Genomic DNA, 14,120 nt, shown 5'->3' on the forward strand with positions numbered 1-14,120 from the left:
GCCGGCTGGGACCGGCCGCTGCTGTGACGGGTCGCGGATCGCGGCCGGCGCGGTCCGCGGGGGACGGGGGCGTTGGACGGGGGCAGGGGACGTGTCCGACCTTAGACACTCGGCGTCCGCCGCGGGAGTGCGTGGGCGCCGCGCCTCACCCCCCGGTGTACTCGGTGGGCAGGACCGGCTCGCCGCGCGAGAGCTGCGTCGCCGACAGCGGCAGCCCGTCGAGGGCCCGCAGGTGCCGCTCGCGGGCCGCCTCCAGCCGCTCGCGCGCCACGATCTCGCCGCCGCGGACCAGGTCCACCGTCAGCAGGTGGTCCGCCAGGTGCGCGGGCACCTCACCGGTGCCGACGACCTCGGCCTCGGCCACGCCGTCCGCGTCCGGGCGCCGGGCGGCCCACTTCACGCCCCCGACCGACAGCTTCCCGCCCATGGACTTCTTCGCCACCGGGCGCAGCGGCGCGCCTGGGCCGCCGGAGTCGGCGCGGGCCACCAGCTTGTAGACCATCGAGGCCGTGGGGTGCCCGCTGCCGGTGACCAGCTGGGTGCCCACCCCGTAGGCGTCCACCGGGGCGGCGGCCAGCGAGGCGATGGCGTACTCGTCCAGGTCGCTGGTCACGACGATCCTGGTGTCCCGCGCCCCGAGTTCGTCGAGCTGCTGCCGCACCCGGTGGGCGAGCAGCAGCAGGTCGCCGGAGTCGATGCGCACCGCGCCCAGCCCGGGGCCCGCCACCTCTACGGCGGTGCGGACGGCCTCGGCCACGTCGTAGGTGTCCACCAGGAGCGTGGTGCCGCTGCCCATGGACTCCACCTGGGCGGTGAAGGCGTCCCGTTCGGTGTCGTGCAGCAGGGTGAAGGCGTGGGCGCTGGTGCCGGCGGTGGGGATGCCGTAGCGGAAGCCGGCGGCCAGGTCGGAGGTGGTGGAGAAGCCGCCGACGTACGCGGCCCGGGCCGCGGCCACGGCCGACAGTTCGTGGGTGCGGCGCGCGCCCATCTCGATCAGCGGGCGCCCCCGGGCCGCGACGGCCATCCGGGACGCGGCGGCGGCGACGGCCGAGTCGTGGTTGAGGATCGACAGGATCACCGTCTCCAGCAGCACGCACTCGGCGAAGGTGCCCTCCACCCGCATGACCGGCGAGCCGGGGAAGTAGACCTCGCCCTCCGGGTAGCCGCTGATGTCGCCGCGGAAGCGGTAGTCGGCCAGCCATTCCAGGGTGGGCTCGTCCACCACGTCCCGCTCGCGCAGGAACTCCAGGATCTCCGGCTCGAACCGGAAGTTGGCCACCGCGTCCAGGACCCTTCCGGTGCCCGCCACCACACCGTAGCGGCGGCCCTCGGGCAGGCGGCGGGTGAAGACCTCGAAGACGGAGCGCCGGCCGGCGGTCCCGCCGCGCAGCGCCGCCTGGACCATGGTGAGTTCGTAGTGGTCGGTGAAGAGGGCGGTGGACGGCACGGCGACCGGCAGGCCCAGGTCTGCGGTGTTCATGGAGCGGATGCTACCCCCAATCTCGTCACTTTGACGATATCCGGTCCTCGGAGGGGTGTTCCCCGGCCGCGGGAACCCCGTTTGCACCGCCGCCCGGTCGCAGTGGCAGCATGGGAACCGTGAGCGACGACACACACCGGACGACACCGTCTGCCGCCGCGTCCGTGCGGCCGCCCGCCGCGGACCGCGTACCCGGCCCGCGCGGCGCCCATGTGGCGTGGTTGTCGGTCGCCCCCGCCGAGATCACCCGTCCCGCCTCGGGCGAGGCCCCCGAGGCGGTGTCCGAGCCGGACGTCCCGTGGGTGACGGTCGTCCACAACGACCCGGTGAATCTGATGAGTTACGTGACCTACGTGTTCCAGAGCTACTTCGGGTATCCGAAGGAGAAGGCCAGGAAGCTGATGATGGACGTCCACCACAAGGGCCGCGCGGTCGTCTCCAGCGGCACCCGCGAGGAGATGGAGCGCGACGTACAGGCCATGCACGGATACGGCCTGTGGGCGACCCTCCAGCAGGACCGCTGATGGCCGGGCTCTTCCAGCCCGCGGCCGGTGTGCCCGGAGGCGCCACCGTCGCGCTCGACGAGGTGGAGATCTCCATCCTGCGCAGCCTCGCCGTCCAGCTCCTGGAGCTCATCGGCCCCGGCCCGGGCGCGGACGAGACCGGCGGCGAGCAGGACCCGCTCGCCGCGCTGATGGCCGACGGCCCCACCGAGCCGCCCTCCGACCCGGCACTGGCCAGGCTCTTCCCCGACGCCTACGGCGGCCCCGGCGCCGAAGGGGACGACAGGACGCGCGAGGCCGCCGCGGAGTTCCGGCGCTACACCGAGAACGACCTGCGCGCCCGCAAGCGCGAGGACGGTCTCGCCGTCGTGCGCGGCCTGGACTCCCTCGCCCCCGCCGGCGAGGGGGGAGCGGTGCTCACCCTCGCCCCCGAGCAGTCGCGCCAGTGGCTCGGTGCGCTCAACGACCTGCGGCTGGCCATCGGCGCGCGTCTGGAGATCACGGACGACGAGGACGGAGACGAGCTGTACGCGCTGCCGGACGGCGACCCGCGCAAGCCGATGGTGATGGCGTACCTGTGGCTGGGGGCGCTCCAGGAGTCGCTGGTGGAGACCCTGGCCCCCTGACGGGCCGGCCCGGGCCCCGGCGTGCCCGCGGGGCGCGGGCGTGGCGAGGCCCGGTGGCGGGTGACCGGAGCGACGACTTCCGGCGGGCCGACGATTTCCGGCAATTATTTGTGCCATACATTAAAAAGTCGCTGCGAGCCCGCCGTGTCGCACAGGGTGATCAAAACTCTCCGTTAATCGGATGTGGTGACTCCTCGAGCGGGGCGGCTGCCCGTTTCATCCCCGAATTCCCTTGTGTGATCCGACCGTAATATGAGCATGTGATCCAGGTCACACCGGTGCGGTAGCGCAGCGTGATAGGAACTCCCAACCGATTTTTATTCGGGTCCTACAACCCGGAGGACTTCGGAGGAAGCCGCGCTCGAGACCGGACGCCGAGGTTGGTCCGTTCGCCGTAACACCGGCAACCACAGTCGCACCCGCCCCCACACGTCCCCGCAGCCGCTACAGCCAGAGGGAATCCATGGCAAACGAAACCTGGACGACAAGGCTCGACGAATCCATCACCGAATTCGTCGATCCGATCGCGTCGAAAATCAGCGAGATCGTCTTCTACACCATCCCGGTCGGGGATACCGAGTTCCCCTGGATCGTCGGCTGGCTGGTGGTCGCGGGACTGGTGTTCACCGGATACTTCGGCTTCGCCCAGGTCCGCCACCTGCCCAAGGCCCTCAAGCTGGTCCGCGGCAAGTACGACCAGAAGGACGCCCCCGGTGAGGTGAACCACTTCCAGGCCCTCACCTCCGCCGTCTCCGGCACCGTCGGCCTCGGCAACATCGCCGGTGTGGCCATCGCGGTCACCATCGGCGGCCCCGGCGCCACCTTCTGGATGATCGTCTGCGGTCTGCTGGGCATGGCGACCAAGTTCGTCGAGTGCACCCTCGGAGTGAAGTACCGCGAGGTCCACGCCGACGGCACCGTCTCCGGCGGCCCGATGCACTACCTGCGCAAGGGCATGGCCGAGCGCGGTCTGGGCGGTCTGGGCAAGGTACTCGCCATCGGCTCCGCCGTCGCCCTGCTGTTCTTCACCTTCTTCGGCGGCAACCTCTTCCAGGTCAACCAGAGCCTGGAGCAGCTCCAGTCCGTCACCGGCGGCGAGGACAGCCTCTTCAGCAGCTCCGGCGGCGCCCTCTTCTTCGGCATCCTGATCGCCGCCCTGGTCGCCCTGGTCCTCATCGGCGGCATGCGCTCCATCGGGGCCGTCACCAGCCGGCTGGTCCCCGCGATGGCGATCGTCTACGTCATCGCCTGCCTCTTCGTCATCCTGACCAACGTCAGCGCCGTGCCCGAGGCCGTCTCCGACATCATCGTGGGTGCCTTCGCCCCCGAGGGCGTGGCCGGCGGCCTCATCGGCGCCCTGATCGTCGGCTTCCAGCGCGCCGCCTTCTCCAACGAGGCGGGCATCGGCTCGGCCCCCATCGCCCACTCCGCGGTGAAGACCAAGCGCCCCGCCACCGAGGGCCTGGTCGCGATGATCGAGCCGTTCATCGACACCGTCGTCGTCTGCACCATGACCGCGCTGACCATCGTCATCGCCCGCACCCCGAGCTGGGAGGCGGCCCGCGAGGCCAGCGCCAACGGCGAGCCGATCGCCTCCGGCGTCTCACTCACCTCGGACGCCTTCGAGAGCGCGATCTCCTGGTTCCCCTACATCCTGGCCGTCGCGGTCCTGCTCTTCGCCTTCTCCACGATCATCACCTGGAGCTACTACGGCATGAAGGCGTGGACCTACCTCTTCGGCCGCACCAGGACCAGCGAGAACGTCTACAAGGTGCTCTTCAGCCTCATCGTCATCACCGGTGCGCTGATGTCGCTGTCCTCCCTGGTCTCCCTGGCCGACTCCTTCCTCTTCCTCGCCGCGGTGTTCAACATCATCGGCCTCTACCTGCTGGCGCCCGTCGTCAGGCGGGAACTCAACCGCGTCGTGGACTACATCCGCCGGCGCGACGCCGGTGAGAGCGACGAGCAGATCGAGGCCTCCGAGGCCGTCGGCCCCGGTGAGGCCACCACGCTCGCCAAGTGACACCCGCCCCCTCGGGGACGGCGGAGCACCGCGGGGCCCCGCCCGTACCGCACACCGGTACGGGCGGGGCCCCGCCCGCGCGCCCTGCCTATGCTGTCGCCCATGCTGACCATCACCCAGGAGCTGCACGACAGGATCGTGGCCCACGCCCGCCAGGACCACCCCGACGAGGCGTGCGGCATCATCGCGGGCCCGGCCGGCAGCGGACGCCCCGAGCGCTTCGTCCCCATGCTGAACGCCGCCCGCTCGCCCACGTTCTACGAGTTCGACTCCGCGGACCTGCTGAAGCTCTACCGCGAGATGGACGACCGCGACGAGGAGCCGGTGGTCGTCTACCACTCCCACACCGCCACCGAGGCGTACCCCTCGCGCACCGACGTCGCCTACGCCGGCGAGCCCGGCGCCCACTACGTGCTGGTCTCCACCGCGGAGTGCGGCAACGACGAAGGGCCCTTCTCCTTCCGCTCCTTCCGCATCGTCGACGGCGAGATCACCGAGGAGGAGGTCAGGATCGTCCCCGCCTACGAGGACTGACCCCCGGACCCCTGACGACAGGTGAGACGGCAGGGTCCGCATCATGGAACAGGTATCCGGTTCCGGAGGCGGGAATCGTTACGATGAGCCCATGGTTAACCACGACGTGAGCGATACCCACCCGGGTAAGTCCCCGGGCGCGCTGCTCGTGGCGCGCCTGCACGTCGACCTGTGCCGCCTCGCCAGCGCCCTGGGGTCCCCCCGGCGCCGCGCAGCCGACCGCGCCTGACCCGGACGGCCACTCCCCGCGCGGCCCGCCCGGCCGCGCCCCGCCCACGCGCACGAGCCAAGGCCCACAAGCTTCCCGCCCTCTCCCACAGGAGTACACCCATGGCCATCGAGGTCCGCATCCCGACCATCCTCCGCACCTACACCGACGGGCAGAAGGCCGTCGAGGGCGACGGCGGCACCCTCGCCGAGCTCATCGAGGACCTGGAGACCCGCCACAGCGGCATCCGGGAGCGGCTGGTCGAGGGCGGCGAGCTGCGCCGCTTCGTCAACGTCTACCTCAACGACGAGGACGTCCGCTTCCTGGACGGTATCTCCACCAAGCTGAGCGACGGCGACAACGTGACGATCCTCCCCGCCGTGGCCGGGGGCATGCGCTGATGCGCTACGACTCGCCGATCGCCGCGGTGGGCAACACCCCTCTGGTGCGCCTGCCGCGGCTCTCGCCGTCCGAGGACGTCCGCATCTGGGCCAAGCTGGAGGACCGCAACCCCACCGGCTCGATCAAGGACCGCCCGGCCCTCTACATGATCGAGCAGGCCGAGAAGGACGGCCGGCTCACCCCCGGCCGCACCATCCTCGAACCCACCTCCGGCAACACCGGCATCTCGCTGGCCATGGCGGCCAAACTCAAGGGCTACCGCATGGTCTGCGTCATGCCCGAGAACACCAGCGCCGAGCGCCGCCAGCTGCTGGCCATGTGGGGCGCCGAGATCATCTCCTCCCCGGCCGCCGGCGGCTCCAACACCGCGGTGCGCGTCGCCAAGGAGATCGCCGCCGAGCACCCCGACTGGGTCATGCTCTACCAGTACGGCAACCCCGACAACGCCGGCGCCCACTACGCCGGCACCGGCCCCGAGATCTACGCCGACCTGCCCTCGATCACCCACTTCGTCGCGGGCCTGGGCACCACCGGCACCCTGATGGGCGCCGGCCGCTACCTGCGAGAGAAGGCCCCTGGCATCCAGATCGTCGCCGCCGAACCGCGCTACGACGACCTCGTCTACGGCCTGCGCAACCTCGACGAGGGCTTCGTCCCCGAGCTGTACGACGAGACCGTCCTCACCACCCGCTACTCGGTCGGCTCCGAGGACGCCGTCACCCGCACCCGCGAACTCCTCGCGCAGGAAGGCATCTTCGCCGGAGTCTCCACCGGCGCCGCCCTCCACGCAGCCATCGGAGTCGGCCGCAAGGCCCTGCGCGCGGGACAGAGCGCCGACATCGTCTTCGTCGTCGCCGACGGCGGCTGGAAGTACCTGTCCACCGGCATCTACACCGCGCCCACCACCGAGGCCGCGGTCGAGGCCCTCCAGGGACAGCTCTGGGCCTGAGCCCGCCCCGCACGTCCAGCGCGACACCCGCCCGCCGCGTCCCCGCGCCCCTTCGGCAGCCGGGAACGGCGGTGCGGGGGCGCCCGCCGCCGGGACCGCGCGCCGCCCGAGGCCCCCACACCGCGCTGCCCGCCCCCGCGCCGCCCCCGCACCACCCCCGCCCTGGTGATTCCGCCCACAACGGGGCACTGCGAAGGACCCACCGGCCCCCGTGCGCCTTACGCTCAGGTAACCCCTCTTCCCGGGCCACGGAGGTTCCTTCCCCTATGAAGCTCACCGTCGTCGGCTGCTCGGGATCGTTCCCGTCCGCGGAATCGGCCTGCTCCAGCTACCTCGTAGAGGCCGACGGCTACCGGCTCCTGCTCGACATGGGCAACGGCGCCCTGGGCGAGCTGCAACGCCACTGCGGCCTCTACGACCTCGACGCCATCGTCCTCAGCCACCTCCACGCGGACCACTGCATCGACATGTGCGCGTACTTCGTGGCCCGGTACTACAGGCACGAGGGAGGGCGCTGCGAGGCCATCCCGGTGTACGGCCCCGCGGGCACCGAGCAGCGGCTGACCACCGCCTACGCCGACACCCCGTCCGAGAAGTCGATGAGCGAGGTCTTCGACTTCCGCGACCTCGCCCCCCGGAGCACCTTCCGGCTCGGACCGCTGACCGTCACCGCCAACCGGGTGCGGCACCCGGTGGAGACCTACGGCTTCCGTGTCGAGCACGAGGGCAGGACCCTCGTCTACTCCGGCGACACCGGCCCCTGCGACGCCCTGTGCGGCCTTGCCCGAGGCGCCGACCTCTTCCTGTGCGAGGCCTCCTTCACCGACGGCAAGGAGGACATCCCCGAACTCCACCTCAACGGGCGGCAGGCCGGGGAGTGCGCACAGCGGGCGGACGCCCGGCGCCTGGTCCTCACCCACATCCCGCCGTGGACGGACCCCCGGCACAACCTGCGCGACGCACAGGCCGCCTTCTCCGGCCCCGTGGAGATGGCCCGCCCCGGCGCCGTCTACGAGATCTGACCGGCCGCCGGCCGGGCCCGCGGCTCACGGGCCCGGCCGGCGCGGGCCTTACCGGCCCGGAACCGGACCGCGCCCGCCACTACGCCCGGTACTGCGCCTTCTCCTGCTCGGCGATCTCCTCGTCCGACTCCCGGCCCGGCGTCGGCAGGTCGAACCGCGTGATCGCGAACCGGAAGACCGCGTAGTACACCACCGCGAAACACAGACCCAGCACCACCAGCAACCACGGCTTGGACGCGATCCCCAGATTCAGCAGGAAGTCGATCGCCCCGGCGGAGAAACCGAAGCCGTCCCGCGCCCCCAGCGCCCAGCTCAGCGCCATCGACACCCCCGTCAGCACCGCGTGAACCGCGTACAGCAACGGCGCCACGAAGATGAACGTGAACTCGATCGGCTCGGTCACCCCGGTGACGAAGGCGGTCAGCGCGATGGAGAACATCATCCCGCCCACCACCTTGCGGCGCTCGGGCCGCGCGCAGTGGTACATCGCCAGACAGGCCGCCGGAAGGGCGAACATCATGATGGGGAAGAAGCCGGTCATGAACTGACCCGCAGTCGGATCCCCGTGCAGGAAGCGCGCGATGTCCCCCTCGTACCGCACCCCGCCGTCCTCGTAGGAACCCGCCTGGAACCACGGGAACGAGTTCAGCAGATGATGCATACCCACCGGGATCAGCGCCCGGTTGGCCACCCCGAACACCCCCGCCCCCAGCGCTCCCGACCCCACCAGCCACTCGCCGAAACCGTGGATGGCGGCCCCCAGCACCGGCCAGGCGTAGCCGAAGACGACACCCAGGAACAGACCCGCGAACGACGCCAGGATCGGCACCAGCCGGCGGCCGCCGAAGAAACCGAGCCAGTCCGGCAGCTTCCTGCGGTGGTAGCGCTGGTAGAGCACCGCGGTGACCAGCCCCATCACCACACCGCCCAGCACACCGGCGTCCGCGGGCCGGGCGACGCCCTCCTCGGGAGGCAGATTGGGGTCGACGAAGGTGGCCATCACCTGCTGGAAGACCAGATAGCCCACCACAGCCGCCAGCCCCGTGGAACCGTCCGCCCTCTTGGCGAAGCCGACCGCGATACCCACGGCGAACAGCAGCGGCAGATTGTCCAGCAGCGCCCCGCCGCCCGCCGCCAGGAACTCGGCGATCCGGTTGACGAAGCCCGGGAAGCCCTCCCGGCCCAGCATGTCCTCGTACCCCAGCCGGACCATCAGAGCCGCCGCGGGCAGCACGGCGATCGGCAGCATCAGACTGCGGCCGATGCGCTGGGCCACCGCCATCGCGCCCGCGCCGCGCCTCCTTTCGCTCCCGCCGCCCCCCTTGCCGCCGCCCCCGCTGCCTCCGCTGCCTCCGCCGCTCCCGTCGCCTCCGTCGTCGGATGTCCTGGCAGTGGCCGTGGTCATCGGCTTCCTCCCGTGGGGCCGTGCGGTCCGCGCCGCACATCCGCATCGCAAACATCACATGGGTAACAGAGCGCTTAAGTCACCTTGTAACACGAACAAAGGCTCCGAAAGCATCCAGGCGGGCAAGACGGCCGACGGAACAGGGGACAGTGCCGCAATGCAGTACCCGGACCTCCCGGGCGCCCACTCCCTTCCCCGCGGGACCGGAAAGCGGTAAAGAGCCGACGAGGCGCCCTCGCGCAGGTGTGCATAACGTGGGTTAATGTGCCAATCCGGTCCACAGGGGGCACCGGACACAGGACGGGCCGAGACGGCCGGCGGCAGCCGGCGGGAAGGCGGAGAACATGCCCGGCAAAGCGGAGAACATCGTCGCCGGACTCGGCGGCATCGACAACATCGTCGAGATCGAGGGCTGCATCACCCGCCTGCGCACCGAGGTCGAGGACCCGGGCCTCATCGACGAGGCCGCACTCAAAGCCGCCGGCGCACACGGCGTCGTGAAGATGGGATCCGCCATCCAGGTCGTCATCGGCACCGACGCCGACCCCATCGCCGCCGAGATCGAGGACATGATGTGACCACCCCGCCCCCGCGGCCCGCCCCCACCCGGCCACCAGGCCGTTCACCCGAACGGCCACCCCACCCGGGGCACTAGGCTCGCACCCATGTCACGCATCGACGGCCGCACAGCCGAACAACTCCGCCCCGTCACCATCGAACGCGGCTGGAGCAAGCACGCCGAAGGCTCCGTCCTCATCTCCTTCGGCGACACCCGCGTCCTCTGCACCGCCAGCATCACCGAAGGCGTGCCACGCTGGCGCAAGGGAAGCGGCGAGGGCTGGATCACCGCCGAGTACGCCATGCTCCCCCGCTCCACCAACACCCGCGGCGACCGCGAATCCGTCCGCGGCAGGATCGGCGGACGCACCCACGAGATCTCCCGCCTCATCGGCCGCTCACTGCGCGCCGTCGTCGACCTCAAGGCCCTCGGCGAGAACACCGTCGTCCTCGACTGCGACGTCCTCCAGGCCGACGGCGGCACCCGCACCGCCGCCATCACCGGCGCCTACGTCGCCCTCGCCGACGCCCTCGCCTGGGCCCGCGACAACAAACTCGTCCGCGCCAAGGCCCAGCCGCTGACCGGCACCGTCTCCGCCGTCAGCGTCGGCATCGTCGACGGCACCCCCCTGCTCGACCTCTGCTACGAGGAGGACGTCCGAGCCGAGACCGACATGAACGTCGTCTGCACCGGCGACGGCCGCTTCGTCGAAGTCCAGGGCACCGCCGAGGGAGCCCCCTTCGCCCGCACCGAACTCGACGCCCTCCTCGACCTCGCCGTCGCCGGCTGCGCCCAACTCGACGGCGCCCAGCGGCACGCACTGGACACCGGGGCGCTGCCCCCGGCCTGACCCCCGGCCCGGCCCCCGGCCTCCGCCGCGGCCGCCCCGGACCGTCCGGCCCCTCCGGGCCCCGGTGACGCCCCATGAAAAGGCGGACGGGACGCGGAACTTTGCGAGCGCTTTACGCGTCCTACAGGGCACGGGCCGTACGGGTCGAGCCGTACGGCCCGTCCAGACACAGGAGACCACGCCGCATGCGCAGACGGACCACCCTCGCCGCCCTCGCCCCCGTTGTCCTCGCCCTCGCCCTCCCCCTGACCGGCTGCGGCGCCGTCCAGAACGCACTGGACTGCGCCAACACCGCCGTCGTCGTCGTGGACAGCGCCAACGCCCTCCAGCAGGCCGTCGCCGACGGCGTCGAGAACCCGGCCGAGGTGGACCGGTCCCTGAACCGCATCAACGAGAACCTCGACAAGATCATCGAGAACACGGACAACGCCGACATCACCCGGGTCGCCGAGGACATGCAGAAGGCCGCCGACAACGTCCGCGAGTCCGTCGAGCAGGGCAAGGCCCCCGACGCCGGCCCCGTCGTCGACGCCGCCGACGAACTGACCCAGGTCTGCAGCCCCGGCTGACGGACCCCGGCCGACGGACCCCGAACGGCAGGCAGGCCTCGGGCCGCCGGGCTGCGAGCCGGCGGAACCCGGGCCCCGAGTTCCGGGCCCCGGCCACGATCCCCGGCCCGCCCGGCGGTTCCGGCCGCCGCGACGGGATAATCGGTCCCCATGAGCCAGCGCCTGATCCTCGCCACCCGCAACGCCCACAAGGTCCGAGAGCTGGAGGCCATCCTCTCCGCGGCCGGACTGGACCTCACCCTGGTCGGCGCCGACGCCTACCCCGAGGTCCCGGACGTCAAGGAGACCGGCCTCACCTTCGCCGAGAACGCACTTCTCAAGGCCCGCACCCTGGCCAGGGCCACCGCGGTGCCCGCTGTCGCCGACGACTCCGGCCTGTGCGTCGATGTCCTCGGCGGAGCCCCCGGCATCTTCTCCGCCCGCTGGGCCGGACGCCACGGCGACGACCGGGCCAACCTCGACCTGCTCCTCGCCCAGCTCTCCGACATCGACGACCCCCACCGCACCGCGCACTTCGCCTGCGCGGCCGCCCTGGCCCTGCCCGACGGCACCGAACGCGTCGTGGAGGGCCGCCTGGCAGGCACTCTCCGCCGCGAGCCCGCCGGCGCCGGCGGCTTCGGCTACGACCCGATCCTCCAGCCCGAGGGCGAGACCCGCACCTGCGCGGAACTGAGCCCGGACGAGAAGAACGCCATCAGCCACCGCGGCCAGGCCTTCCGCGCCCTCGCCCCGGTCGTCCGCGACCTCCTGGGCTGACGGCTCGTCCCGCGGGGCGGATTCCGCCGACAACGTCGAAGGCCCGGCTCAGCGAGCCGGGCCTTCGAATGAAAGGTCTGTGCGGCCGGAGGGACTCGAACCCTCAAGGGATTTCTCCCACAGCATCCTAAGTGCTGCGCGTAGGCCAATTCCGCCACGGCCGCGGGTCGTACGCCATCGTATCGGTCCAGGGTGCCGGGCGCAGAAGGACATGTGTCAGCCGCTGGCGGCGTGCCCTCTTCGCTTCCGGCCTCCTCGGCACCAGGTGGCCGTGACCGCATGGCAGTTCGGGCAGAGGAGACGGAGGTTTCCCGGACGGTCATCACTCCAGTCGCCATTGATGTGGTCGATCTCAAGCGTCATCGGACGCCCGTACCACGCGGGGCCCGTGCCGCACTCGGCACACCGGTCCGGTACGTCGGCCTCGCACAGCGCGCGACGGAGCAGTGCTGTCTTCGTACGGCGCTCCCCATTGTGCTTCACCAGGATCTCCTCCGGTCGCCTGGCAGCTGTCGTACTCTTCCTGCCGCGCTGGTGCGCTTGGCCGAGGAAGTGAGAGGTGTCAACTCCGGCTTGTGAGGTCCATCGGCGGAATGCGGTACGGGAGCTTGTGTTGTCCGGTCGCCCGAGCCGTCTCAGGGCACCGGCGATGGACGTGGACTCCGCCACGGCTCGGCGCAGTTCGTCGGCTGGCGGAGGCTCGTCCCGGTGCCTCGTCCGTCGTGCCACAGGGAAGTGGGACACGTCGATGCCGAAATGTGCGAGACGCCGGAGGAGATGGCGCCGGAGTTGGTGGTAGGGCCGGACACCGAGGTGGGCGATGACCTCGTCGATGTCGGAGCACTTCTCGGCCGCTTCGGCCAGTGCTTCCCGCGTGTAGCGAGTGCCACTCACCGCACCGTCTCCGTCCGGCGTTTGCCGCGGCCACGGTAGGTGTCCGTTGTGGAGTGGCAGTTGGGACAGACCAGCCGGAGGTTGCAGATGCGGTTGTCCCGCCAGTCACCGTTGACGTGATCCACCTCAAGCGGCAGCGGATGGCCCCGCCAGAAGGGCGGGGTTCCGCACAGCGCACAGGACTCCGGGACGCCGAGCTCCAGCAGGTGCCGTTTGAGGCGACTGCTGGGAACGCGCCTGACATGGGGCCCGTCTGCCTTGACCAGTACTTCCTGTGCCGTACGGCGCCTTCGGCGGTTGGGCGAACCGGACTGGGAGACGAAGTGGGAGGTGTCGATGCCGAAGTCTCGAATCCTCCGGCTGATGTACGTGTGGTAGCCGCCGACGACATCGAGGCCGAGGTAGCGCAGGACGCCGTACACACTTGTCGATGCCCTGACGGCTTCCTCCAGAACCTCCTGTGTCCAGCGCGCCCCTTCCCGCTGGAAATGTGAGATATCGATCCCCATCGACTTCATGCGCCCGTGGACGTACCGTCGCGTTCCACTTCTCGGATCGGCTCCGAGCTTGACGAGTGCTTCGGTGAGCGTCGTCGAGGACGCCGCAGCATGGGCAAGGCGTTCGCGGGTGTACGGGCTGGCCATGGTTCCTCCCCCTGCGGACCGTCCGCGCCGTGGTCGTTCGGTCTTCTGTCGCGGACTCGCACTGGTCAACGAACGATGCGCCGGGAGGTCACACAGGGGGAGGGGCCGGGCGGTGACGGGGGCCCGGTGGCCTCAGAGGGAGAGGTCCCGGATGATCTTGGCGACGTGGCCGGTGGCCCTGACGTTGTACAGCGCCCGCTCGACCTTCCCCTCCTCGTCGACGACCACCGTGGAGCGGATGACGCCGGTGACGGTTCTGCCGTACATCTTCTTCTCGCCGAAGGCGCCGTAGGCCTCCAGCACCTTCTTCTCCGGGTCGCCGACGAGGGTGACCCTCAGGTCCTCCTTCTCGCGGAACCTCGCGAGCTTCTCCGGCTTGTCGGGGGAGACGCCGATCACGTCGTAGCCCGCGCCGGCGAGGAGGTCGAGGTTGTCGGTGAAGTCGCAGGCCTGCTTGGTGCAGCCGGGGGTCAGGGCGGCGGGGTAGAAGTAGACGATCACCTTGCGTCCGGCGTGGTCGGAGAGCGAGACGGGGTTGCCGTCGGCGTCGGGAAGGGTGAAGGCCGGGGCGGTGTCGCCGGGTTGCAGTCGCTCGCTCATCGGTACTCCTCGGGCGGGGCTCGCGGTCCCGTGGCCGGGGCCGCTGTCGGGGGCCGTTATCGGTTCGAAAGCCTAGCCACGGGGTGTGACGGGGGT

Annotated in this window: 15 protein-coding genes, 1 tRNA gene and 1 pseudogene; 12 read left to right on the forward strand and 5 right to left on the reverse strand. The window is 70.9% G+C overall.

From position 1 onward, the window contains the following. Positions 1 to 145: 145 nt before the first annotated feature. Positions 146 to 1,480, reverse strand: coding sequence for a nicotinate phosphoribosyltransferase (locus IQ279_RS11770; RefSeq protein WP_206348355.1), 1,335 nt, complete (start codon positions 1,478 to 1,480; stop codon positions 146 to 148). 221 nt (positions 1,481 to 1,701) lie between these two features. On the opposite strand from IQ279_RS11770, the gene clpS reads away from it, so the two are divergent. The 8 genes from clpS to IQ279_RS11810 all read left to right on the forward strand — a co-directional run bounded on the left by clpS (position 1,702) and on the right by IQ279_RS11810 (position 7,747). Beyond that, positions 1,702 to 2,004 (forward strand): ATP-dependent Clp protease adapter ClpS, encoded by a 303-nt coding sequence (gene clpS / locus IQ279_RS11775; RefSeq protein ID WP_206348444.1) that lies wholly within the window; start codon positions 1,702 to 1,704, stop codon positions 2,002 to 2,004. Then, the gene (locus tag IQ279_RS11780; RefSeq protein ID WP_206348356.1) at positions 2,004 to 2,609 is read left to right on the forward strand and encodes a DUF2017 domain-containing protein; all 606 of its coding nucleotides are present in this window, start codon (positions 2,004 to 2,006) and stop codon (positions 2,607 to 2,609) included. The genes clpS and IQ279_RS11780 overlap by 1 nt, the downstream gene beginning before the upstream one ends. 463 nt (positions 2,610 to 3,072) lie before the next feature. Further along, positions 3,073 to 4,632, forward strand: a complete 1,560-nt coding sequence (locus IQ279_RS11785) for an alanine/glycine:cation symporter family protein (RefSeq protein WP_206348357.1) — start codon at positions 3,073 to 3,075, stop codon at positions 4,630 to 4,632. 102 nt (positions 4,633 to 4,734) lie between these two features. Continuing rightward, positions 4,735 to 5,166: a M67 family metallopeptidase gene (locus tag IQ279_RS11790; protein WP_206348358.1), complete on the forward strand. Its 432-nt coding sequence runs from the start codon at positions 4,735 to 4,737 to the stop codon at positions 5,164 to 5,166. Positions 5,167 to 5,257: 91 nt separating this feature from the next. Next, a complete protein-coding gene (locus tag IQ279_RS11795; RefSeq protein WP_341829718.1) occupies positions 5,258 to 5,395 on the forward strand; it encodes a putative leader peptide in 138 nt (45 codons plus the stop codon). A gap of 101 nt (positions 5,396 to 5,496) precedes the next feature. Further along, positions 5,497 to 5,775, forward strand: a complete 279-nt coding sequence (locus IQ279_RS11800) for a MoaD/ThiS family protein (RefSeq protein ID WP_093654152.1) — start codon at positions 5,497 to 5,499, stop codon at positions 5,773 to 5,775. After that, complete coding sequence (locus IQ279_RS11805; protein WP_206348360.1) at positions 5,775 to 6,725, forward strand: PLP-dependent cysteine synthase family protein; 951 nt, start codon at positions 5,775 to 5,777, stop codon at positions 6,723 to 6,725. The genes IQ279_RS11800 and IQ279_RS11805 overlap by 1 nt, the downstream gene beginning before the upstream one ends. 266 nt (positions 6,726 to 6,991) lie before the next feature. After that, the gene (locus tag IQ279_RS11810) at positions 6,992 to 7,747 is read left to right on the forward strand and encodes an MBL fold metallo-hydrolase (protein WP_206348361.1); all 756 of its coding nucleotides are present in this window, start codon (positions 6,992 to 6,994) and stop codon (positions 7,745 to 7,747) included. Positions 7,748 to 7,826: 79 nt separating this feature from the next. Here the strand turns inward: IQ279_RS11810 and IQ279_RS11815 are convergent, their stop codons facing one another. Then, entirely contained in the window at positions 7,827 to 9,029 is a 1,203-nt protein-coding gene (locus IQ279_RS11815) for a PTS transporter subunit EIIC (RefSeq protein ID WP_206348445.1), read from the reverse strand. 464 nt (positions 9,030 to 9,493) lie between these two features. Here IQ279_RS11815 and IQ279_RS11820 point away from each other — a divergent pair. The 4 genes and pseudogenes from IQ279_RS11820 to rdgB all read left to right on the forward strand — a co-directional run. After that, positions 9,494 to 9,730, forward strand: a pseudogene (locus IQ279_RS11820) (PTS sugar transporter subunit IIB); the annotation flags it as partial. Positions 9,731 to 9,817: 87 nt separating this feature from the next. After that, positions 9,818 to 10,561, forward strand: a complete 744-nt coding sequence (rph, locus tag IQ279_RS11825) for a ribonuclease PH (protein WP_206348363.1) — start codon at positions 9,818 to 9,820, stop codon at positions 10,559 to 10,561. Between the two features lie 185 nt (positions 10,562 to 10,746). Beyond that, on the forward strand, positions 10,747 to 11,130 hold the full coding sequence (locus IQ279_RS11830) for a hypothetical protein (RefSeq protein WP_206348364.1): 384 nt from the start codon (positions 10,747 to 10,749) through the stop codon (positions 11,128 to 11,130). Between the two features lie 150 nt (positions 11,131 to 11,280). Further along, positions 11,281 to 11,886 (forward strand): RdgB/HAM1 family non-canonical purine NTP pyrophosphatase, encoded by a 606-nt coding sequence (gene rdgB, locus IQ279_RS11835; RefSeq protein WP_206348365.1) that lies wholly within the window; start codon positions 11,281 to 11,283, stop codon positions 11,884 to 11,886. Positions 11,887 to 11,966: 80 nt separating this feature from the next. Here rdgB and IQ279_RS11840 read toward each other — a convergent pair. The 3 genes from IQ279_RS11840 to bcp all read right to left on the reverse strand — a co-directional run bounded on the left by IQ279_RS11840 (position 11,967) and on the right by bcp (position 14,024). Then, positions 11,967 to 12,050, reverse strand: a tRNA-Leu gene (locus IQ279_RS11840). A gap of 726 nt (positions 12,051 to 12,776) precedes the next feature. After that, entirely contained in the window at positions 12,777 to 13,424 is a 648-nt protein-coding gene (locus IQ279_RS11850) for an HNH endonuclease family protein (protein WP_206348367.1), read from the reverse strand. Between the two features lie 132 nt (positions 13,425 to 13,556). Continuing rightward, on the reverse strand, positions 13,557 to 14,024 hold the full coding sequence (gene bcp, locus IQ279_RS11855) for a thioredoxin-dependent thiol peroxidase (protein ID WP_206348368.1): 468 nt from the start codon (positions 14,022 to 14,024) through the stop codon (positions 13,557 to 13,559). Between the last annotated feature and the right edge of the window lie 96 nt (positions 14,025 to 14,120).

This window comes from Streptomyces verrucosisporus (assembly GCF_017114865.1).
In the GTDB taxonomy this organism is placed as follows: Bacteria; Actinomycetota; Actinomycetes; order Streptomycetales; family Streptomycetaceae; genus Streptomyces; species Streptomyces fenghuangensis.